The sequence below is a fragment of the Stenotrophomonas sp. YJH_SMC_19 genome (assembly GCF_059367915.1).
In genome coordinates, this window is record NZ_JCAFRI010000002.1 from 1 (window position 1) to 21,254 (window position 21,254).

General features: G+C 64.3%; 18 protein-coding genes and 3 pseudogenes. 19 read left to right on the forward strand and 2 right to left on the reverse strand.

Annotated elements, in window-relative coordinates; all coding sequences use genetic code 11:
* The 6 genes and pseudogenes from AC5P5R_RS02580 to AC5P5R_RS02605 all read left to right on the forward strand — a co-directional run.
* On the forward strand, positions 1-2,113 hold a 2,113-nt coding region (locus AC5P5R_RS02580; RefSeq protein WP_495205366.1), incomplete at its 5' end, for an RHS repeat domain-containing protein.
* A gap of 10 nt (positions 2,114-2,123) precedes the next feature.
* Positions 2,124-2,339: a hypothetical protein gene (locus AC5P5R_RS02585; protein ID WP_044570362.1), complete on the forward strand. Its 216-nt coding sequence runs from the start codon at positions 2,124-2,126 to the stop codon at positions 2,337-2,339.
* A gap of 975 nt (positions 2,340-3,314) precedes the next feature.
* A pseudogene (locus tag AC5P5R_RS02590) lies at positions 3,315-3,645 on the forward strand (RHS repeat-associated core domain-containing protein); the annotation flags it as partial.
* A 410-nt stretch (positions 3,646-4,055) separates the two neighbouring features.
* Positions 4,056-4,268 (forward strand): hypothetical protein, encoded by a 213-nt coding sequence (locus AC5P5R_RS02595; RefSeq protein WP_005409921.1) that lies wholly within the window; start codon positions 4,056-4,058, stop codon positions 4,266-4,268.
* Between the two features lie 493 nt (positions 4,269-4,761).
* Positions 4,762-5,102 (forward strand): annotated as a pseudogene (locus tag AC5P5R_RS02600) (RHS repeat-associated core domain-containing protein); the annotation flags it as partial.
* 479 nt (positions 5,103-5,581) lie between these two features.
* Positions 5,582-5,953: pseudogene (locus AC5P5R_RS02605) on the forward strand (DUF6984 family protein); the annotation flags it as partial.
* 45 nt (positions 5,954-5,998) lie between these two features.
* Here AC5P5R_RS02605 and AC5P5R_RS02610 read toward each other — a convergent pair.
* Positions 5,999-6,373 (reverse strand): hypothetical protein, encoded by a 375-nt coding sequence (locus AC5P5R_RS02610; protein ID WP_099498041.1) that lies wholly within the window; start codon positions 6,371-6,373, stop codon positions 5,999-6,001.
* Positions 6,374-6,945: 572 nt separating this feature from the next.
* Here AC5P5R_RS02610 and AC5P5R_RS02615 point away from each other — a divergent pair.
* Positions 6,946-7,275, forward strand: a complete 330-nt coding sequence (locus tag AC5P5R_RS02615; RefSeq protein WP_164281591.1) for a hypothetical protein — start codon at positions 6,946-6,948, stop codon at positions 7,273-7,275.
* Here AC5P5R_RS02615 and AC5P5R_RS02620 read toward each other — a convergent pair.
* The gene (locus AC5P5R_RS02620) at positions 7,269-7,673 is read right to left on the reverse strand and encodes a hypothetical protein (RefSeq protein WP_012480480.1); all 405 of its coding nucleotides are present in this window, start codon (positions 7,671-7,673) and stop codon (positions 7,269-7,271) included. The two genes, AC5P5R_RS02615 and AC5P5R_RS02620, sit on opposite strands and share 7 nt — an antisense overlap.
* 194 nt (positions 7,674-7,867) lie before the next feature.
* Here AC5P5R_RS02620 and moaA point away from each other — a divergent pair, with 194 nt between their 5' ends.
* The 12 genes from moaA to narI all read left to right on the forward strand — a co-directional run bounded on the left by moaA (position 7,868) and on the right by narI (position 21,253).
* On the forward strand, positions 7,868-8,848 hold the full coding sequence (moaA, locus tag AC5P5R_RS02625) for a GTP 3',8-cyclase MoaA (protein WP_012480479.1): 981 nt from the start codon (positions 7,868-7,870) through the stop codon (positions 8,846-8,848).
* Between the two features lie 8 nt (positions 8,849-8,856).
* Positions 8,857-9,852, forward strand: coding sequence for a bifunctional molybdenum cofactor biosynthesis protein MoaC/MoaB (gene moaCB, locus AC5P5R_RS02630; RefSeq protein WP_043033279.1), 996 nt, complete (start codon positions 8,857-8,859; stop codon positions 9,850-9,852).
* On the forward strand, positions 9,852-11,105 hold the full coding sequence (locus tag AC5P5R_RS02635; protein ID WP_062606550.1) for a molybdopterin molybdotransferase MoeA: 1,254 nt from the start codon (positions 9,852-9,854) through the stop codon (positions 11,103-11,105). Before moaCB ends, AC5P5R_RS02635 begins: the two co-directional genes overlap by 1 nt.
* On the forward strand, positions 11,105-11,365 hold the full coding sequence (locus AC5P5R_RS02640) for a MoaD/ThiS family protein (protein WP_019337814.1): 261 nt from the start codon (positions 11,105-11,107) through the stop codon (positions 11,363-11,365). The genes AC5P5R_RS02635 and AC5P5R_RS02640 overlap by 1 nt, the downstream gene beginning before the upstream one ends.
* A gap of 3 nt (positions 11,366-11,368) precedes the next feature.
* Positions 11,369-11,869 (forward strand): molybdenum cofactor biosynthesis protein MoaE, encoded by a 501-nt coding sequence (locus tag AC5P5R_RS02645; protein WP_012480475.1) that lies wholly within the window; start codon positions 11,369-11,371, stop codon positions 11,867-11,869.
* Positions 11,870-11,977: 108 nt separating this feature from the next.
* Positions 11,978-12,520 (forward strand): molybdenum cofactor guanylyltransferase, encoded by a 543-nt coding sequence (mobA, locus tag AC5P5R_RS02650; RefSeq protein ID WP_012480474.1) that lies wholly within the window; start codon positions 11,978-11,980, stop codon positions 12,518-12,520.
* Positions 12,517-12,882, forward strand: a complete 366-nt coding sequence (locus tag AC5P5R_RS02655; protein WP_012480473.1) for a DUF7009 family protein — start codon at positions 12,517-12,519, stop codon at positions 12,880-12,882. The genes mobA and AC5P5R_RS02655 overlap by 4 nt, the downstream gene beginning before the upstream one ends.
* A 145-nt stretch (positions 12,883-13,027) precedes the next feature.
* On the forward strand, positions 13,028-14,446 hold the full coding sequence (locus AC5P5R_RS02660; RefSeq protein WP_012480472.1) for a NarK family nitrate/nitrite MFS transporter: 1,419 nt from the start codon (positions 13,028-13,030) through the stop codon (positions 14,444-14,446).
* Between the two features lie 72 nt (positions 14,447-14,518).
* The gene (locus tag AC5P5R_RS02665) at positions 14,519-18,325 is read left to right on the forward strand and encodes a nitrate reductase subunit alpha (RefSeq protein ID WP_164281590.1); all 3,807 of its coding nucleotides are present in this window, start codon (positions 14,519-14,521) and stop codon (positions 18,323-18,325) included.
* A complete protein-coding gene (gene narH, locus AC5P5R_RS02670; protein ID WP_012480470.1) occupies positions 18,325-19,869 on the forward strand; it encodes a nitrate reductase subunit beta in 1,545 nt (514 codons plus the stop codon). The genes AC5P5R_RS02665 and narH overlap by 1 nt, the downstream gene beginning before the upstream one ends.
* On the forward strand, positions 19,869-20,549 hold the full coding sequence (narJ, locus tag AC5P5R_RS02675; protein ID WP_043396264.1) for a nitrate reductase molybdenum cofactor assembly chaperone: 681 nt from the start codon (positions 19,869-19,871) through the stop codon (positions 20,547-20,549). Before narH ends, narJ begins: the two co-directional genes overlap by 1 nt.
* Positions 20,546-21,253 carry a respiratory nitrate reductase subunit gamma gene (gene narI, locus AC5P5R_RS02680; RefSeq protein ID WP_012480468.1) on the forward strand — a complete coding sequence of 236 codons (708 nt, stop codon included), beginning with the start codon at positions 20,546-20,548 and terminating at the stop codon, positions 21,251-21,253. Before narJ ends, narI begins: the two co-directional genes overlap by 4 nt.
* Position 21,254 lies beyond the last annotated feature (1 nt).

Sequence of the window (21,254 nt, forward strand, 5' to 3'; positions counted from 1 at the left end):
CGCCCTGCAGCGCGTGACCAGCCAGCAGTACGATCCGCTCAACCGACTGGCGCAGACCCTGCAGGATGTCGGCGGCGTGGCGGCGGAGATCCGCAGCCAGTACAACGCGCTGGACCAGGTCACCCAGGTCACCGACCCGAAGGGCCTGCATACCACCTACGCCTACAACGGTTTCGGTGATATGACCGGGCAAGTCAGCCCGGACAGTGGCGCCAGCAGCTTCGCCGTGGACGCCGCCGGCAATCGCAAGACGGCTACCGATGCGCGTGGCGTCACCGCCACCTATCACTACGATGCACTCAACCGCCTGATCGGTATCGCCTACCCGGACCCCAATCTGGACGTGGGCTACAGCTATGACGTGGCGCCTGCTGCGTGTACCGCCGACGAGCGTTTTGCCAAGGGGCGCCTGGGGCAGGTGCTGCACGCCAATGGAAGCGCCCAGTATTGCCATGACCGCTTCGGCCAGGTCACCCGTAAAGTGCAGACGATCAATGGTGTCGCCAGCACGCTGCGCTACGCCTATAGCAAGTCGGGCCGTCTGACTGCGTTGACCTACCCCGACGGCAGCGTGGCCGACTATGTACGCGATAGCCAGGGGCGCATCAGCCAGATCGGCCTGACCCGGCCCGGCCAGGCACGCCAGATCGTGGTGAACAACGTGACCTACGCGGCCTTCGGCCCGGCCACCGGCTGGGCCTATGGCAATGGGCGGCAGCTGCAGCGTCCGCTGGACTTGGACTATCGCCCGCAGGCGGTGCACGACCCGGCTGCGGGCGGTCTGTCGCTGGGCTACGGCTACGACCCGGTCGGTTCGATCACCGAGCTGAAGAACGGCGCAGGTTCGACGGTGCTGGCCAAGTACGCCTACGACACGCTGGGCCGCCTGACCCAGACCCAGGACGGCGCGACCGGCACGCCGATTGAAACCTATGCCTACGACGCCACCGGCAATCGCACCGCGCTGACCACCTCGGCAGGCACCGCCAGCTACACCTACCCCGCAACCAGCCACCGGCTGACCGCCGTGGACGGCGAAGCGCGCAACCATGACGCGGTGGGCAACACCACCAGCATCGGCGGCAAGACGTTCATCTACAACGATGCCAACCGCATGAACGCGGTGAAGCAGGGCGATGCCGTACTGGAAAGCTACGGTTACAACCACCGCGGTGAACGCGTTCTGCGTACCCCGGCTGGTGGCGCAGCGCAGATCACCTTGTACGACGAAGCAGGGCAGTGGCTGGGCAACTACTCGGCCACGGGGCTGGCGCAGCAGCAGGCCATCTGGCTGGACAACTACCCGGTGGCGCTGATTAATGTGCCGGCTACCGGCGTGCCGGAGCTGGCCTACGTCCAACCAGATCATCTGGGTACGCCGCGCGTGGTGATCGATCCGGTGCGGAATGTTGCAATCTGGGAGTGGAGCAACAAGAGCGAGGTGTTCGGCAACCAGATGCCGAGTGCCGACCCGGATGGGGATGGTGTGGCGTTCGAGCTGGCGCTGCGATTCCCAGGCCAGCAGGCCACGGATGCGAGTGGGCTGTTCTACAACTACCAGCGGGAGTATGACCCTGCGGTGGGGCGGTATTCGCAGAGTGATCGCATTGGACTCAGGGGCGGGATCAGCACATACGGATACGCAGGTGGCGTCCCGTCGTCTTTGATAGATCCACTTGGTTTGTGTCCCTGCGAGTGCGTCGACTACTTAGGCATGACGTTCGGTGTGGCAGACCTCACCTTTGGAGGCTTGGAAGCTGTGAATGGCGCAGGAGCCACCATTGCCGGTGTTTTGTCTCTGCAGCCCGAAGTTGCAATCCCCGGATTCCTGGTAATGGTGAATGGTGGAGCAACGGCGTACGATGGAGTGTCAGCGATACAAACCGCTCAAGATGGAAAGGAAAGAGAATCCATCTACGCCGAGGTGGGCGGGGAGTTGCTGGGGCCAGTTGGCGCGAAGACGGGAGAGCTGTTGTCGTTTGGCTTGACGTTCAGCGGTCACCTTAAGGCCACACGGAAACTGTTGCAACGCGTAGCCACTGACAAGGATGCACTGGATGCCATGAAGGCGGTGAGGGATGTTTCGGGTGGGTCCGGGTGCAATTGCAAATAATGGAGATGATATGCATATGCGCAAGAAAATATTTAATTGGCTTGGTTTGTTGTTCTTTGCGCTAATCTTCTTGAGGTCCTCGTCCTATCTTGTATTGAAGGCGTATGCGATTGGCCGTCTTGAGAGGGGCGATTATTTTGTAATGTTGCCTATGGCGCTGGGGTCGCTCCTGATCTGCGGCATGTTTATGGCAATTATTATTAAAGGAGTGAAAGCCAATCGGTAAGCTCCGCCTGGAGACTCGCGCGCGACGTATGGTTGCGGCAGATTGTATGGGTATCACTTCACGATTTGCAGCTAGCTGGAATTCGTCTTGATCCGGTGTCGGGTGTGAATGGTTCTCTGTTCGATTGCAGGATCTTGCGAGAGCGCTCAGCGAGAACCTGCTGGTCGACTCTCCGGTGATCCGCCGGATTATTAATGTGTGAGATATGAAACATGAAAACATGGAGCTCCTCAGCCCTCCAGGAAGGTCCGTGGCATAGCATGAGAGCGTTTGATCTGCGGTGTTTGAAAAAGGACGCCGAAGCGAAACCATAAGGCGTTATTGGAAAAGAGGGTGCCTAATGCCCTGCGTGGGTAGGCCTAAAGGTGCAAGCGCATTCCCATAGGACTGGGAATATGGTGGGATCGGGCATCGGCAGCTGGCCAATGAGCTTGAGTGTCGCGCATATCAAGAGCGGATGATCTGCGCAACTCGGCTGCGCGATGGAGGACTCGGAGGCGCCGCAGTAGACAAGGCCTACAGCAGGGCAGTAAAGGAAGGAGCAACACGCAATGCGATGCATTCGGATACTGGCCATCTTCTCGCTCGTTCTGGGCCAGCTGGGGTGCCGGGATGATGCTGAGAGTTCAACGTACCCCATGGGTCAGACTGGAAAGACTTGCACTGCCTTCAAAGGCTTTGATCGCCAGCCTCCCGAAGTGGTTGTTACCGAACTGGCTAGACGGGGGTTGGACAGTCGCAGGTTGATCCATAAAACAGTTTGCGGCTCGATCACCAGCTGGGAGATCCTTCCTGCAGGGGCGTCGATCAATCGGATACCTCCCCCAGATACCTACGTGAACGTCTGGCTGAGGGAAAACGGCTCTGTTTCCGTCAGTACGGACCTCCCTTGATGTCGGCGCTCTGATGCTCACGCATCGGGCCAGCGCGCCTGCGCAATAGGTCAGCTAAGGCGAAGTCGCGCTCACTTGATGTCATCCGGGTGGACCGCGCGTGGCAATCGCTCGGTCGCCCGATGTCCCGGCTTGGGCGCGGAGCAGAAAGAGCGAAGTGTTTGGCAACCAGATTCCGAGTGCCGACCCGGACGGGGATGGTGTGGCAGTCGAGCTGGCGCTGCGCTTCCCGGGGCAGCAGGCCACGGATGCGAGTGGGTTGTTCTACAACTATCAGCGCGAGTACGACCCGGCGGCGGGGCGGTACTCGCAGAGTGATGCTATTGGATTGAAGGGGGGGCATCAGCGCTTACGCTTATGTGGATTCGAATCCAATCATTGCTACCGATCCGAAGGGGCTGGCAAAGAAGAGAGCGTGTGTCGCGGCCTACACCGCTGGAGGTGCGGTTTGCGGCGGTGCGGCGGGCTACTACGGAGGAGGCACTGTGGGAGGCATCAGCGGCGCGGCGGCTTGCAGTCCATCAGGCCCAGGGGCAGCAGTCTGCGCCATCGGCGGCGCGGCTGGCGGGAGTGCTCTCGGCGGTGCCGCAGGTTCGGTGGTCGGCGGGTTTCTGGGCAATATCGCCGGTCAGGCGATGTGTTCGGACGAGGAGGGAGAAGATTGTGAGGCCCTGCTACGGACTGACACGGATACCTGCAATGGAATCACCAGGGTGCGTGGCGCAAGAGCTGGTGCGGTCTGTCATGCGTCGGCGACGCAGAGATATGCTGCGTGTCTTAGCGGAAGCCCTATTCCGCCATTGAATACATGGAACAATTGACAATGAATACGTATGACCATCTCGTCTGTGTTGATGAAGATGCAAAGGAATTGGTTGTTTTTCGGGTGGGGGCAGATGGGAAGAGGACCTTGTTCACCAGGGTGGCGCTTCCGCAGGTTGAGGGATGGTCTGCCGAGTTGCAGGATCTTGCGAAAGCGCTCGGCGAGAACCTGCTGATCGACTCTCCGGTGATCCGGCGGATTCTCAATGTGTGAGACATGAAACAGGGAGCTCCTCAGCCCTCCAGGAAGGTCCGTGGCATAGCATGAGAGCGTTTGATCTGCGGTGTTTGAAAAAGGACGCCGAGAAAAGCGGAATGCGGGCCGTTGGAAATTTCTTGATTGCCTTGTATGCGCGAGATGTGATCTCTGGGTATGCGATAGCGCCTGCACCGTCTGCTATCTACTTATGGACCTTCGTGATTCCCACATATGATGATTTTCCCTACCTGCACATATCTCTAGGTCAGAGGATTGCAGGTGCGGAAGTGGATAGAGTTTTTTCCGTGGAATGCGTGAGAGGATTTTGAAGTTGCCAATGTCCAATGCTATTCAAAATAGACTAGATGCGATTCATTCTGTACTGAAGAATGGTGGTGAACCGGGAGCGCAGCATCTTCTGGAGACGTGGTCTGTTCAGACGGCTCGATTGGTCGGCGGCAGCTCCTGGGGCAGCGGACGGTAGCGAATTGTCTCGCTGGGCGCAGCCCCAACGCAGCAGGGAATACCACGCTCTGGCAGCAGATCGTTTACCTGCAGCGACCCGGTGCGTGATGTCGCGATCTGGGATTGGAGCAACAAGAGCGAAGTGTTCGGCAACCAGATTCCGAGTGCCGATCCTGATGGGGATGGTGTGGCGTTCGAGCTTGCGTTGCGCTTCCCGGGCCAGCAGGCGACGGATGCGAGTGGGTTGTTCTACAACTATCAGCGGAATACGTCTCTGCAGTGGGGCGGTATTCGCAGAGTGATCGCATTGGACTACTTTGGGGGATTGCAAGCTTTGCGTATGTTGGTGGGAATCCTATTTCACAGTCCGATTCTCTGGGATTGTGCGAAGACGATAATGGTTCTGATGCGTCCATTCATCAAAAGACATATGGCAAGTACTTCAAGTCATGCATGTCTTACGTTCAGCCTCCGACATGGTTGACTTTGCCGGTGTCTAGTGCATCCGTTCTGATATTGTTTGTTGAAGTGCCCTTTGTTGCCGGTGTTGCAACAGTGGGAGGAGGAGCGCTGGCGAGCTATGAGGTTGGAGCAGCTATAGTCTGCGCTATGGCTGGAATTCAAACTCTGCAGTGAGCCCTATGAAACTGACACGCGGGTGGCTTCTTACATTTTCTGGGATTTGGCTAGCACTTTCGGCCTTGATGCTGTGGCTTGACCGAGTCTGGGATGCGTGTGGCGCGTTCCTGGCTGCGGCAGCCTTCTTTCTGGTTGCCTTGAGGAGAAAGCAGCATTTGGCTGGTAGATCACAAGAGTAGCGCGCCTTCTCGGCCCTCTCTTCGAGGAGGGGGCTTGAGAATTGTGACTCCACCGGTAATCGCACCCCGCTGACCACTTCGGCAGGCACCGCCAGCTACACCTTTCCCCCAACCAGCCATCGCTTGGCTGCGGTGGATGGCGAGGTACGCAGCCATGACGCAGCGGGCAACACCACCAGCGTCCAGGTGGAGAACGTGGAAGTCGTCGGATTCGGGGGCGTGGTGTTCCTGTCCAGCACGACCCAGGTTTTCGGAAGCGACATTGCCACGGCCATGCTTGCCGATGCCGACGGCGTACCGGTGAGGGTCACCTTGTGCCTGGACAATCACGATCAGCTCTTCGAGCTGGAGCTGTGCAAGGTGGACTTCTCGCCGATCATCGGCGTCGATCTGAGGAGCGCTTTCAGCGAGTACTGACGCCTGCTGAAAGCGATCCAAGCTGAAGGGCGTTGCGCATCGCCTTCACCCTTCGGGCTGCAAGCGCCCCACCGCCTGCGCGCACAACGACTGGCAGGCCATGACCAACCCCTCCATCACCCGGTCGCCCACGTACTGCCCGGGTTCGCCATTCTGCCGGGTGCGTTCGGCCGCCAGCAGCATTTCCAGCACCACCCGCAACCCGCTCAACGCGCAATCGGCATCGGCCAGGGCCAGGCAGCGCCCGGGCAGCTGATGCCGCTCCGGCCACGGCTGCCCATCAGCCGCCGCACCGGAGCCGATGCGGTGGAGATTGGCAATGAAGGTGTTCCTGTCCACTGTTGGCGCAGCCTGTGGCGAACCGTCGTCGCCGGCGGTGCGGCGGTAGGCGTGCAGATGCGGGAAGTCCGATTCGTTCATGGCAAGGCTCCGTGCAGGGCAATCGGTAGCCGCCACCCATAAAAGTGGCGGGCGGTACGTGGTTCGAATCCGGGTTGGTCCCAAGCCGGTGGGCGCGAACGCCCCCACGCACCGCCCGCCATAGCCGGCAGACGGATTGCCAGCCGGCGCCACGGAATGTGGACGCCGACTGGCAAGCGCAATCACTCAGGACCAACTCGGGATTCGAAACCCGGCCACCCTTTTCCGGTGGCACGCCATCTGAGCCCGTGGCGCTGTGCAATGCCAATCAGAAGAGTTGCAAACATCACTCGATTGGAGACGCTTTCGGCATTCTCCCACGCTGTTAAGCACCGCCAGCGCTAGCTGGCGCGGCGGTCCGCCCGCACCGTGCAATCTGCGACAGGTGTCGAGGTTGGGGGGCGTTAGGGAACAAGGGGGGAGGGGCGATGACGACAGGCTCTGAAGGGAAGGGCCTGAGTCGAGCATGGCCCGCCTCTACAAGCGTCAAAGCGTGACGTGCGACTCGGGTTGACGTTCCCAGCCACCAAGCGCAGGCTTGTTCAGCACGTTTCCTAAACAGAAGGAGACTTATGACCGCGACCGCTTCGCTGCACCCCACCCCCGACACCCAGGGCCGTTCCCGCCTGTGGAGTGTGTTCTGGCTGCAGGGCGTCATTCCCAGCAACATTCTGTGGGCGGTGGCCCTCTGGGCCCTGGCCAACCAGCGCACCACGCTGCTGCTGGGGGTATTTGCCGTGCTGCTGCTTTATATCGGCTGGATCATCCCGGCGGCCTGGCGGGCGGCGCCCACCGCGCACAACCCCAACCTGGGTGTGGCGGCGCGCGGGTTGACCGTCGCCTGGGGGCTGAACACCGTGCTGGTGATCTTCTTCCTGACCCTGCAGCTGGTGGCTCAATAGAACTGAACGGGCTCGCCGCCACGGTCGAAGGCGGCGAAGCGGCCGATCTGACCGTCATGGATGGCGTTGACCATCAGCTTCAGCGGGCGCGCGGCTTCGTCGCTGTTGGGTGCGAAACCGCCTCTGCCATCCAGCGCCGCCACGAACACCAGGTCCCAGTCGATGCCGGTGGTGGTCGATTCGGTCGCCAGCGCCTGGAAGCTGGGCACCTCGGCTGGCAGCTTGTCCACGCACAGCACCGGCGACAGGGTGCCGCCCTCGCGGCGGTCATGCCGGTCGCGCTGGTCACCGGTGGGCGATTCGGGCAGCTCGGCGCGCACGAATACGAACAGCAGGCGTTGCGGTTCAGCCTGCTCGCCGGCGGCATGCAGCAGTTGCTGGAAATCGTTCATCATCATGAGGGTTGTCACACGCCCGCTGCACGGAAAGCCGCATGCTGCCACAACGCCTGCCGCGCGGGGCCGAACGCGATTGATTTAAGTCATGCCCATGGAACTGAAGGCCGCGTACTCTGGCAATCGTTCCAGCAGGCGAGGGTATCCGGGCCGTTCCGGGCACAGGCAAGACGGTGGAGCAACAAGGTGGACCAGCCATGAGCCAACTCACCGACGGTTTCGGACGCAGCTTTCCGTACCTGCGCCTGTCGTTGACCGAAGCCTGCAACTTCCGTTGCAGCTACTGCCTGCCCGACGGTTACCAGGCCGATGGCCGCCCGCGCTTCCTGCAGGTGGATGAAATCGCGAGGCTGGTGCGTGCGTTTGCCGCGCTGGGTATGAGCAAGATCCGCCTGACCGGCGGCGAGCCCAGCCTGCGCAAGGATCTGGACGAGATCATCGCCACCGTGGCGGCGGTGCCGGGCATCCGCAAGGTGGCCATCACCACCAATGGCACGTTGCTGCCGCGGCGCCTGCCGGGGTGGCACCGGGCCGGCCTGACTGCGCTGAACGTGAGCATGGACAGCCTGCAGCGCGAACGCTTCAAGACCATCACCGGGCACGACCGCCTGCCGGAGATCGAACAGGGCCTGGCCCTGGCGCAGGCGTTGGGCCTGCCGGCGATCAAGCTCAACGCGGTGCTGCTGCGTGGCCTGAACGATGACGAGTTGCCGCAGTGGATGGACTACCTGCGTGGCCGCCCCTTCAGCGTGCGCTTCATCGAACTGATGCGCACCGGCGACAACGAAGCCTATTTCCAGCGCCACCACCTGCGCGCCGACGTGGTGATCGAGCAGCTGCTGGCCGCTGGCTGGCACGAGCGTCCGCGCGCCGCCGACGCCGGCCCGGCGCGCGAGTTCGGCCACCCCGACCATCGCGGCAGCATCGGCATCATTGCCCCGTATTCGCGTGACTTCTGCAAGGGCTGCAACCGCCTGCGGGTGACCGCCAAGGGCGACTTGCGGCTGTGCCTGTTCGGCGAGTTCGGCGTACCGCTGCGCCCGCTGCTGCAGCGCGATGAGGACCACGACGCGCTGCTGGCACGCATCACCACACAGCTTGGCCTGAAAGCGGCCGGGCATGGACTGCACCAGGGCCAGACCGGGCTGACCCCGCACCTGGCCTCCATCGGAGGATGAGCAACACGATGAGTGGGGAATTGAATGCGGCCTTCCACATGGCCGATGTCCGTAACAAGCGCATCAGCCGCCGCCGTGCGGTGGCGGTGGGCGAGCTGCATGCCGGTCCAGTGGCCTATCCGCTGATCGTCGAGCGCCGCCTGCCCAAAGGCGATGCGCTGGTGATGGCCGAGATTGCCGGCCTGCAGGGCGCCAAGATGGCGTCGATGCTGATGCCGCTGTGCCATCCGCTGCCGCTGGAACTGGTGCAGGTGTTCTGCGCACCGGTGCCGGAGCGGCAGGCGATCCGCGTGTGGTGCGAGTGCGCCAGCGAGGCACGCACCGGCGTCGAGATGGAGGCGCTGGCTGGTGTCAACGCGGCGTTGCTGACCCTGTACGACCTGAGCAAGCCAGTGGAACCGGCACTGCGCATCGAAGGCATCCGCCTGCTGTTCAAGGAAGGCGGCAAGCGCGGGGTCTGGCTGCACCCGGATGGCATGGACGAGGCCGAGCGCGTGCGTTTCAACCCACGTGCACCTAAGGGGTTGGAGGGTGCGGCCTGCGCGGTGATTACGCTGAGCGATCGCGCCAGCGAAGGCACTTATGAGGATGTGTCCGGCCCGACCCTGGTGACCGGCCTGAGAAAGCTGGGTGGCGACGTAGTGGCCGCCGAAGTGCTGCCCGATGGCATCGAGCCGTTGGCGGGCCGCCTGCAGGCCTTGGCTGCCGAGGGCGTGCGCCTGTGCCTGTGTACCGGTGGTACCGGGCTGGGCCCGCGTGACCTGACCCCGGAGGCGCTGCGTTCCTTGAACGCGCGGCCCGTGCATGGCCTGGCGCAGATGGTGCGGGCCCTGAGTGCGCAGCACACGCCGATGGCCTGGCTGAGCCGCGCCGAGGTGGTACAGCTGGGCAACATGCTGGTGTTCGCATTGCCCGGCAGCCCGAAGGCGGCGGCGCAGTGCCTGGATATCCTGGCGCCGGTACTGGGCCATGCCCTGGCGATGGTCGAGGGGGATGGCCACTGATGATTGCCTACAGCGATGCCTTGCAGCACCTGCTGGACGCGGCCAAGCCGCTGCCGGCCGAGCATCTGCCGCTGCATGAGGCCGCGGGCCGCACGCTGGCCCGTGACATCCACAGCGCGCAGTCGCTGCCGCCGTTCGACAATTCGGCGATGGACGGCTTCGCGCTGCGCGCCAACGGCACGGCGTTCGAGGCCGGTACCGAATTTGCCGTGCAGGGTTGGCAGGCGGCCGGCGATGCTGGCGCCGAAGGCGGCGAGGGTGCCTGGGAAATCATGACCGGTGCGCGCATGCCGGTTGGGCTGGATACGGTGGTGCCGGTCGAGAATGTGGAGATCCTCGCCAGCGAGGACGGCCGCCCGGCCCGCATCGCCCTGAAGACATCGGTGAAGCCGGGCCAGAACGTGCGCCTGCGCGGCGAGGATGTGAGCGACGGCGAGCGCGTGCTGCGGGCCGGGCAGTTGCTGGACATCAACGCGCGCACCCTGCTGCATGCCATCGGCGTGGGCGAGGTGGCGGTGGTGGCACGGCCGAAGGCGGCGGTGATCGCCACCGGCAAGGAACTGGTGACCGAGGCGGCGCAGACGCTGGAATCCGGTCAGATCCGTGACAGCAACCGGCCGTACCTGGTCGGCCGCCTGCAGGCCGCCGGTGCCGAGGTGGTCTGGCAGGGCACGGTGGGCGACGACGTGGCCGCGTTCAACGCGGTACTGGATGCAGCGCTGGACGCGGGTGCGCAGCTGTTGATCAGCACCGGCGCGGTGTCGGCCGGCCGCTACGATTTCATTCCCGACGCGCTGCGCGGCCGGGGTGCGCGCATCGTGTTCCACAAGGTGGCGATCCGCCCCGGCAAGCCGCTGCTGTTTGCGGTGCTGCCCAATGGCGCGCTGTATTTCGGCCTGCCCGGCAACCCGGTGTCGGCTGCGGTGGGCCAGCGCTTCTTCGTTGAGCCGGTACTGCGCCGCCTGCTGGGGCTGGCGCCGGAGCTCATGTTGCAGCTGCCGCTGCAGGCCGACGTGCGCAAGCCGCCGGGCCTGCGCTTCCACGCGCGTGCGCGGGTGGAAATGGACGGACAGGGACGCCTGAGTGCGCGCGTGCTGTCCGGGCAGGAGTCGTTCCGTTTGATGTCCATGCTGCAGGCCAACGCCTGGGTGGTGCTGGAGGCCGAGGGAGACCTGGCCAGCGCTGGCACCTACGTGCGCGTGCAGGGCTGGGGTCACCACGAACCGGTGCAGCTGGTGAGCCAGGAGTCATGATGAAACAGGTGAATCTGCAGTTGTTCGGTGCGTTTTCCGATCTGGATGCCAGCCGCGAGATCGCCGTGGATGTGGCCGGTGGCACCGTGGCCGATCTGCGCCAGGCGCTGCGCGAGCTGCTGCCGCTGCGTTGGCCGGGTTTCCGTGCCGGCCTGCTGGACTACTCGGCGTTCGCCGACCAGCAACGCGTGCTGCGCGACCACGAGGCGCTGCCCGACGATGGCCGCGTGGCGATCCTGCCACCAGTGAGCGGGGGCTGAGCGATGAGCGAGAAGATCATCGCGAAGGTGGTGGACCGCGCGCAGGCGGCGATCGATCCAGCCGAGGGCATTGCTGCGGTCTCTGATCCGGGCTTCGGCGGCATCGACGTGTTCATCGGCAAGGTGCGCGACGTCAACATCGGCCGGCTGGTGACCGGGATCACCTACGACCTGTTCGAGCCGCTGGTGCTGAACGAGTTCAAGCGCCTGGCCGCCGAGGTCGAGGCGGCGTTCGGTCCGAAGCTGAAGCTGTATGTGGCCCACGCCAAGGGCCGGTTGGGCATCGGCGATGTGGCGGTGGTGGTGGCCGCGGGCAGCCCGCACCGCGACGAAGCGTTCCGCGCGTGCCGGCAGTTGATCGAGGTGGTCAAGCACCAGTGCCCGATCTGGAAGCAGGAGCACTACGAGGACGGCGACAGCGAGTGGAGCGAGGGTTGCAGCCTGTGCCATGCGGACAGCGAACCCGCCCATGCCCATGATCATGCGCACGACCACGGGCATTGACCCCACCCTTCAGGGCGGCGCGGGGTTCAGTAGATCCACGCCATGCGTGGATGAGGCCTTTCCCGAGCACCCGGCCGGCGCAGCCACGCATGGCGTGGCTCTACGGCGATGAGCGTCAACGGCATCGTGCTGGCCGGCGGCCTGTCCACCCGGATGGGCCGCGACAAGGCGCTGCTGCCGTGGCAGGGGCGGACCTTGCTGGAACACATGCGGGGCCTGTTGATGCAGGCTGGCGCACGCGAGGTCTGGGTCAGCGGAAATTACCCGGCGTTCGGCGGCGTGCCGGACCGCGTGGCACGTTGCGGGCCGCTGGGCGGGCTCTACAGCGTGGCGATGCGCATGCCCGATGGCCCGGCCTGGGTGGTGCCGGTGGATACGCCGCTGCTGCCGCCGCGATTGCTGCAGCAATTGCGTGACGGCCATCGCGGTCCATGCACGATCTTTGCCGGCCATCCCCTGCCCATGCTGGTGGATATAGACGATGCTTGTCGCAACGTACTTGAATCGATGCTGGGCGACCCGGACGGTCCGCGCTCGCTGCAGGCCCTGCAGCGTCGTCTTGGCGTGAATTCCGTGGCGCTGGCGCCGGTTGACGAGGCCGGGCTGGTCAACTGCAATACCCCCGAACAATGGGAGGATGTTGCGTCATGAAAGTGCAGTTGCAGGACCAATCGGTACGGCTTCGCCTGGACGAGGCCGAGCTGGCGCGCCTGCTGGCCGGTGAAACGGTCGAGAACATGACCCGCTTCGGCGGTATCGAAGGCTGGGGCATGGCGGTGTCGCTGCATGGCGGCGATCAACCGGTACTGCTCGACGGAGGCACCTTCTGCCGCCTGGTACTGCCGCGCTCGGCCGTCGAGGCCTTGGCGGCGCGGCTGCCGTGCCGCGATGGCCTGCCATTCGACATTGCCCTGGAAGATGGAAGCCAGCTTCAGCTGCAGTTCGATGTGGACGTGCGCGACAGCGTGCGCCAGCGCGGGGTGACCCGCCGCAGCACCGCTTCATCGGTTTGACATTTGTCAGGGGCAGGGTGGAAACCGGCCCTTGATTGATCCAGATCAACCCCGTCGTCCGTGCTGCACGGCCTAATGGCTGCATGACGACGGGTTACAACTTGAAACGCAGTACCCACGTCATTCCACAGCCTTGGAGCCATGTATGACCGTCGGTAGCGATCCTGTTGTCCGCAGCACTGCCAGTCCCGGTCGCGTCATCAGCGACTGGACGCCGGAGGATCCCGGCTATTGGGAGCGCACCGGCAAGCGGGTCGCCACCCGCAACCTGGTCATCTCGATCCCTTCGCTGCTGCTGGCCTTCTCGGTCTGGGTGCTGTTCTCGGCGGTGTCGATCAGCCTGCCGAAGATCGGCTTCAACTTCAGCACCGACCAGCTGTTCTGGCTGGTGGCACTGCCCAGCCTGTCCGGCGCGACCCTGCGCATCTTCTATTCGTTCGTGATCCCGATCTTCGGCGGCCGCCGCTGGACCGCGCTGTCCACCGCGTCGCTGCTGGCGCCGACGCTCTGGCTCGGCTTTGCGGTGCAGAACCCGGCCACGCCGTACTGGGTGTTCGTGGCCATCGCGATCCTGTGTGGTTTCGGCGGCGCGAACTTCTCGTCGTCGATGTCCAACATCTCCTTCTTCTACCCCAAGCAGAAGCAGGGCCTGGCGCTGGGCCTGAACGCCGGCCTGGGCAATGTGGGCGTGTCGGTGGCGCAGGCGGTGATTCCGCTGGTCATCACCGTGGGCGTATTCGGTGCGCTGGGTGGTGCACCGCAGCCCGCGGTGGAGGGTGGGGCACCGCTGTTCCTGCAGAACGCCGGTTTCATCTGGGTGCCGGCCATCGCGCTGTGCGCCATCGCGGCCTGGTTCGGCATGAACGACCTGACCAGCGCCCGCTCGTCGTTCTCCGAGCAGGCGGTGATCTTCCGCCGCAAGCACAACTGGCTGATGTGCTGGCTGTACATCGGCACCTTCGGTTCCTACATCGGTTTCTCGGCCGGCTTCCCGATGCTGGTGAAGAGCCAGTTCCCGGACGTGAACCCGCTGGCCTACGCCTTCATCGGCCCGCTGCTGGGCGCGCTGATGCGCTCGGTGGGTGGCAGCATGGCCGACCGCTGGGGTGGTGCACGCCTGACCTTCTGGGTGTTCGCGCTGATGATCGCGGCAGTGTTCGGCGTGCTGCACTTCCTGCCCAGCGATGGCCAGGGCGGCAACTTCTACGGCTTCCTGCTCAGCTTCATGGCGCTGTTCGTGCTCAGTGGCATCGGCAACGGCACCACCTTCCGCATGATCCCGGTGATTTTCCGCACCCTGCATGAGCGCTGGTCGGCCAACGACAACGCCGAGGGCAAGGCCACGGCCGCACACCAGGCCAGCATCGAGTCGGCCGCAGTGGTCGGTTTCTCCGGTGCGATCGGTGCCTACGGCGGTTTCTTCATTCCCAAGAGCTACGGCTCGTCCATTACGTTGACCGGCAGCCCCGACATGGCGCTGTACGGATTCGTTGTTTTCTATGTCACCTGCCTGGCCGTGACCTGGTGGTGGTACTACCGGCGCGGTGCCGAGACACCCTGCTGACGACATGAAAACGCACCGCAGCCAGATGACACACACAGCCACGATGCCGATGTCCGCAAAGGGAGATCCCCGATGAGTTATTTCCTCGATCGCTTGCAGTTCTTCAAGCGTGACCCCCAGACCTTTGCCGATGGCCATGGTTTTGCCAAGAGCGAGGGCCGCGACTGGGAAAACAGTTACCGCGCCCGCTGGCAGTACGACAAGATCGTACGATCCACCCACGGCGTGAACTGCACCGGCTCCTGCAGCTGGAAGATCTACGTCAAGAACGGCCTGGTCACCTGGGAAACCCAGCAGACCGACTACCCGCGCACACGCCCGGACCTGCCCAACCATGAACCGCGTGGCTGCCCGCGTGGCGCCAGCTATTCCTGGTACCTGTACAGCGCCAACCGGCTGAAGTACCCGCTGATCCGCGGCACGCTGCTGCGCCTGTGGCGCGAAGCACGCAAGAGCAAGGCCCCGGTCGATGCCTGGGCCAGCATCGTGGAGGACAAGGAGAAGGCGCGTTCGTACAAGACCCGCCGCGGCATGGGTGGCTTCGTGCGCCTGCAGTGGGAAGAGGCCAACGAGATCATCGCCGCCTCCAACCTGTATACGGTGAAGCAGTACGGCCCGGACCGCGTGGTCGGGTTCTCGCCGATTCCGGCGATGTCGATGGTGTCCTACGCCGCCGGTGCGCGATATTTGTCGCTGCTGGGTGGCGCCTGCCTGTCCTTCTACGACTGGTACTGCGACCTGCCGCCGGCCTCGCCGCAGATCTGGGGCGAGCAGACCGACGTGCCCGAATCGGCCGACTGGTACAACAGTCGCTACATCATCGCCTGGGGCTCGAACGTGCCGCAGACGCGTACGCCCGATGCACATTTCTTCACCGAGGCGCGCTACAACGGCACCAAGACGGTGGCGATCTGCCCGGACTATTCCGAGCTGGCCAAGCTGACCGACCACTGGCTGCACCCCAAGCAGGGCACCGACGCGGCGCTGGCCTTTGCCTTCGGCCATGTGATCCTGCGCGAGTTCCATGTTGATTGGCCCTCGCAGTATTTCCAGGACTACTGCCGCCAGTACTCGGACATGCCGATGCTGGTGCGTCTGGAGCGTCGCGACGATGGCCGCCTGGTGGCGGGCCGCTTCCTGCGTGCCAGTGAGCTGGGCGGGCTGGGTGAAGCCAACAACCCGGACTGGAAGACCCTGGCCTACGACGAGAACAGCGGCCAGATCGTGGTGCCCAACGGCTCGATCGGTTTCCGCTGGGGCGAGAAGGGTCGTTGGAACATCGAAGAGAAGGCCAGCAATGGCGCCGATACGCGCCTGCGCCTGAGCTTGTCCGAGGCCAACGACGGCATCGAGGCAGTGAGCTTCCCGTACTTCGGTGGCATTGAAAGCGATGGCTGGACCGCTGCACCGGCCGAAGAAGTACTGGACCGCAACATTCCGGTGCGCCGACTGGCCACGGCCGATGGCGGCGAGACGCTGGTGGCCACGGTCTACGACCTGCTGCTGGCCCAGTACGGCGTGGACCGTGGCTTTGGCGGCGGCAACGTGGCATCGAGCTTCGATGACATGGTGCCGGGCACGCCGGCGTGGCAGGAACGCATCACCGGCGTGTCGCGCGCCGAGGTGATCGAGATCGCCCGCGAGTTCGCGCGTACCGCCGACAAGACCCACGGCCGATCGATGATCATCGTCGGCGCGGGCATGAACCACTGGTTCCACAACGACATGAACTACCGCGGCCTGATCAACATGCTGATCATGTGCGGCTGCGTGGGCCAGACCGGTGGCGGCTGGGCGCATTACGTGGGCCAGGAAAAGCTGCGCCCGCAGGCCGGCTGGCAGCCGCTCGCATTCGGCCTGGACTGGAGCAAGCCGCCGCGCCACATGAACGGCACTTCGTTCTTCTACTTCAACACCGGGCAGTGGCGCTACGAGAAGCTGCAGGTGGACGAGCTGCTGTCGCCGCTGGCCGATGCGAGCAAGTACGGCGGCAGCCTGGCCGACCTGAACCTGCGCGCGGTGCGCATGGGCTGGCTGCCGAGCACCCCGCAGCTGGACCGCAACCCGCTGCAGCTGGTACGCGAGGCCGAAGCGGCCGGCGTGGCCCCGGCGGACTATGCGCTGGGCAAGTTCAAGGACGGCTCGCTGGACTTCGCCTTCGCCGACCCGGACGCCAGCCAGAACCACCCGCGCATGATGTTCATCTGGCGCTCGAACCTGCTGGGTTCCTCGGGCAAGGGCCACGAGTACATGCTGCGGCACCTGCTGGGTACGCGCCACGGGCTGCAGGGCAAGGACCTGGGCGAAATGGGCGCAGTGAAGCCGCAGGAGGTGAAGTGGCGCGACGAGGCGCCGGAAGGCAAGCTGGACCTGCTGGTCACGCTCGACTTCCGCATGTGCACCACCGCGCTGTACTCGGACATCGTGCTGCCGACGGCAACCTGGTACGAGAAGGACGACCTCAACACCTCGGACATGCACCCGTTCATCCACCCGCTGTCGAAGGCGGTGGACCCGGCCTGGGAATCGCGCAGTGACTGGGACATCTTCAAGGAGGTGGCCCGCACCGTGAGCGAGATGGCGCCGGGCGTGCTGGGTGTGGAGAAGGACCTGGTGCTGGTGCCGACCCTGCACGACACCCCCAACGAGCTGGGCATGCCGTTCGGCGTAGCCGACTGGAAGAAGGGCGAGTGCGAGGCCATTCCGGGCCAGACCATGCCGTCGATGACGGTGGTTGAGCGTGACTACCCGAACCTGTACCGCAAGTTCACCTCGCTCGGCCCACTGCTGGACAAGCAGGGCAATGGCGGCAAGGGCATGAGCTGGGACACGAAGCACGAGGTCGAGTTCCTCGGCAAGTTGAACCACACCGTGCACGAAGAAGGCGTAAGCCAGGGGCGCCCGGCCATCTCGACCGCGATCGACGCGGCCGAAGTGATCCTGCACCTGGCGCCGGAAACCAACGGCCACGTGGCGGTGAAGGCCTGGGAATCGCTGGGCACCTTCACCGGCCGCGAGCACACCCACCTGGCCGTGGGCAAGGAGCACGAGGCGATCCGCTTCCGTGACATCCAGGCACAGCCGCGCAAGATCATTTCCTCGCCGATCTGGTCGGGCCTGGAAGACGACAACGTCAGCTACAACGCCGGCTATACCAACGTGCACGAGCTGATTCCGTGGCGCACGGTGACCGGTCGCCAGCAGTTCTACCAGGACCACGAGTGGATGATCGACTTTGGCGAGGCCTTCATGAGCTACCGGCCGCCGGTCAACACGCGCACGGTGGAGCCGCTGCTGAACCAGCGCCCGAACGGCAACAAGGAGATCGTGCTGAACTGGATCACCCCGCACCAGAAGTGGGGCATCCACAGCACCTACAGCGACAACCTGATCATGCAGACACTGTCGCGCGGTGGCCCGATCGTGTGGATCAGCGAGGACGACGCGCGCAGCGCCGGCATCGTCGACAACGACTGGATCGAGCTGTTCAACGTCAACGGTGCGATTGCTGCGCGCGCGGTGGTCAGCCAGCGCGTGATGCCGGGCATGGCGATGATGTACCACGCCCAGGAACGCATCATCAACGTGCCGGGCTCGGAGATTTCCGGCACCCGCGGCGGCATCCACAACTCGGTGACCCGCATCGTGCTCAAGCCGACCCACATGATCGGCGGCTACGCGCAGCTGGCCTATGGCTTCAACTACTACGGCACCTGCGGTACCAACCGCGACGAGTTCGTGATCGTACGCAAGATGGACAAGATTGATTGGTTGGACGATGAACAAGGAAGTTCGAGTGTCGCGGGCGCAGGACGCGCAGGAGCGACCGATGAGCAGCCCGCTGGTGCTTCGGCATCGGCCAGCAAGGAGGTGGTGTGATGAAGGTCCGTGCACAGATCGCGATGGTGCTGAACCTGGACAAGTGCATCGGCTGCCATACCTGCTCGATCACCTGCAAGAACGTCTGGACTTCGCGCGAGGGCGTCGAGTACGCCTGGTTCAACAACGTGGAAACCAAGCCGGGCATCGGCTACCCGAAGGAATGGGAAAACCAGGAGAAGTGGAACGGTGGCTGGGTGCGCACCGGCAGCGGCAAGCTGGTGCCACGCGCGGGTGGCCGCTGGCGCATGCTGGCCAAGATCTTCGCCAACCCGGACCTGCCGCAGATCGACGACTACTACGAGCCGTTCGATTTCGACTACCAGAACCTGCACACCGCCAAGGACAGCCAGCACCAGCCCACCGCGCGGCCGCGTTCGCTGATCAGTGGCGAGCGCATGCAGAAGATCGAGTGGGGCCCGAACTGGGAGGAGATCCTCGGTTCGGAGTTCAGCAAGCGATCGCGCGACTACAACTTCGACCAGGTGCAGAAGGAGATCTACGGCGCCTTCGAGAAGACTTTCATGATGTACCTGCCGCGCCTGTGCGAGCACTGCCTGAACCCGGCGTGCGTGTCGGCGTGCCCCTCGGGCGCGATCTACAAGCGCGAGGAAGATGGCATCGTGCTGATCGACCAGGACAAGTGCCGCGGCTGGCGCATGTGCGTGTCGGCCTGCCCGTACAAGAAGATCTACTACAACTGGAAGAGCGGCAAGTCGGAGAAGTGCATCTTCTGCTACCCGCGCATCGAGATGGGTGAGCCGACCGTGTGCTCGGAAACCTGCGTGGGCCGCATCCGCTACCTGGGCGTGATGCTGTACGACGCCGACCGCATCGCCGAGGCCGCTTCGGTGGCCGCCGAGAAGGACCTGTACCAGGCCCACCTGGATATCTTCCTGGACCCGAACGATCCGGCGGTGATCGCCGCCGCGCGCAAGGAGGGCATCCCGGACAGCTGGCTGGAGTCTGCCAAGCAGTCGCCGGTGTACAAGCTGGCGATCGACTGGAAGCTGGCGCTGCCGCTGCACCCGGAATACCGCACGCTGCCGATGGTCTGGTACGTGCCGCCGCTGTCGCCGATCCAGTCTGCCGCCGAGCGTGGCCGCGTGGGCATGAGCGGGGAACTGCCGGACGTGGCGTCGCTGCGCATTCCGATGCGCTACCTGGCCAACCTGCTGACGGCCGGTGACGAGGCGCCGGTGGTACGCGCGCTGGAGCGGCTGATGGCGATGCGTGCCTGGCGCCGGGCCAGGAACGTGGACGGCGTGGAAGACACCTCGGTGCTGGAACAGACCGGGCTGAGCATCGCCCAGGTGGAGGAGATGTACCGCTACCTGGCCATCGCCAACTACGAGGACCGTTTCGTGATTCCGACCGGCCACCGCGAGTATGCCAACGACGCCTTCGGCGAGCGCGGCGGCTGCGGCTTCACCTTCGGCAACGGCTGCAATGGTGACAGCCCGGCCGACCTGTTCGGCCAGCGCAAGACCACCACCTTCGTGGTGGACAAGGGCCCGAACCACCGCCGCAAGGAGGTGGTGTGATGAGCGTGCTCAAGCTGGTCGGGGTGTTGCTGGACTACCCCCGCGAAGAACTGTGGGAGCACGGCGAGGAACTGCTCGCCGCCTGTGACGACCCGGCGCTGAACGCCACCCGCCGCCAGCAGCTGCGCAGCTTCGTGCAGCAGCTGCTGGCCACCGATGCGCTGGATGCGCAGGCGGCGTGGCTGGCCAGTTTCGACCGCGGCCGCTCGATGAGCCTGCTGCTGTTCGAGCACATCCATGGCGAGTCGCGCGACCGCGGCCAGGCCATGGTCGATCTGGTCGAAACCTACCGCCGCAACGGCTTCGAACTGGATGCACGCGAGCTGCCGGATTACCTGCCGCTGCTGCTGGAGTTCCTGGCCCATCGCCCAGGCAGCGAGGCCCGCGAGTGGCTGCACCACATCGGCCATATCGCCGGGATGCTGGCGGCGCGTGCCGCCGAGCGGGAGCTGCCGCACCGGGTGCTGTTCGAGATCCTGGTCGAAGCCGGTGACGGCAAGGCCGATCTGCAGGCGCTGCGCCAGCGTGCCAGCGAGGAAGTCCGCGACGATACCGCCGAGGCCATGGACCGTTTGTGGGAGGAGGAGGCGGTGCGCTTCGGCGCCGAAGCTCCTGCCGAAGACTGCAAGCCGCCCGTGCGTTCGCCGGCCCGTCCTTCGCATCGAGAGGTCCAGCCATGAGTTACTCCCTGCATCAATTCGCCTTCCAGTACTACCCGTACATCGCCGTGGCGGTGCTGCTGATCGGCAGCTGGGCCCGCTATGACAGGGCCATGTATACCTGGCGCACCGGCTCCAGCCAGATGCTGTCGGACAAGGGCATGCGGATCGGCAGCAACTGCTTCCACATCGGCATCCTGGCCATCCTCGGTGGCCACCTGGTCGGCCTGCTGACCCCGCACGCGGTGTACGAGCACTTCATCACCTCCTCGCAGAAGCAGATGCTGGCGATGGTGGTCGGTGGTGTGTTCGGCGCACTGTGCTTCATCGGCATCAGCATCCTGCTGGTGCGCCGCCTGTTCAACGCGCGCGTGCGGGCCACCGGCAGCTTCGGTGACACCCTGGTGCTGGTGTTGCTGTTCGCCCAGCTGTGCCTGGGCCTGTACAGCATCCGCATCTCGTCCGGCCACCTGGACGGCGGGGTGATGGTGCAGCTGGCCGAGTGGGCACAGCACATCGTGACCTTCCGTGCCGGTGCCGCCGACTACATCGAGGGCGTCAGCTGGGTCTACAAGATGCATATCTTCCTGGGCCTGACCCTGTTCCTGATCGCGCCGTTCACGCGCCTGGTGCACGTGTGGAGCATTCCGATCAGCTACCTGTGGAGGCCGTACCAGGTGGTGCGCCGCCGCCAGGCCACGCTGCGCTACGGTCCGCGGGAGTAAG